The 589-nt window shown below is 54.3% G+C and carries 1 protein-coding gene; it reads left to right on the top strand.

Features of this window, described 5'->3' with window-relative positions:
- Window positions 1–54: 54 nt before the first annotated feature.
- The coding region (locus tag KP705_RS16280; RefSeq protein ID WP_215764998.1) for a transposase at window positions 55–589 on the top strand (535 nt) is incomplete at its 3' end.

The raw sequence follows: 589 nt of genomic DNA, 5'->3' as shown, positions 1-589 counted from the left end.
TTTTGGGTCAGTCTTTATGATTCCATTTTCCTTGCGTTGATTGGAGTATGGATCATGAAGCAGGCGGGTTTCTTTGATGTTGAAGAACGGCTTGCCCGGTTGAGTGGGCTTGGTGAYCAGCTCGAAGCATTTTCCCGGACTGTGGATTTTGAAGTGTTCCGTCCTGATCTGGAGAAGGCACTGGCCTATTCAGATGGAAGCAAAGGCGGSCGWCCGCCRTTTGATCCKGTGCTGATGTTCAARATCCTGGTGATCCAGACGCTGAATAATCTGTCCGAYGAACGGACGGAATATCTGATCAATGACCGCCTGTCCTTCATGCGTTTTCTTGGTCTGGGGCTGTCAGATCGCGTGCCCGATGCCAAAACGGTCTGGCTGTTTCGCGAGCGTCTGACACAGGCGGGTGCGGTCGATGGTCTGTTCAATCGCTTTGATGCAACCCTGCGGAACGCTGGTTATCTCCCGATGTCAGGGCAGATCCTGGATGCAACGCTGGTCGCGGCTCCCAGGCAGCGCAACACAAATGCTGAGAAAGCGGATCTGCGTGAAGGGCGGATCCCACAGGACTGGCAGGACAAGCCGTCAAAGC

The sequence above is a fragment of the Gluconobacter sp. P1D12_c genome (genome assembly GCF_018812105.1).
In the GTDB taxonomy this organism is placed as follows: domain Bacteria; phylum Pseudomonadota; class Alphaproteobacteria; order Acetobacterales; family Acetobacteraceae; genus Gluconobacter; species Gluconobacter oxydans_A.
The sequence above is the reverse complement of the archived record's forward strand: the minus strand, read 5'-3'. Positions and strand labels throughout refer to the sequence as shown.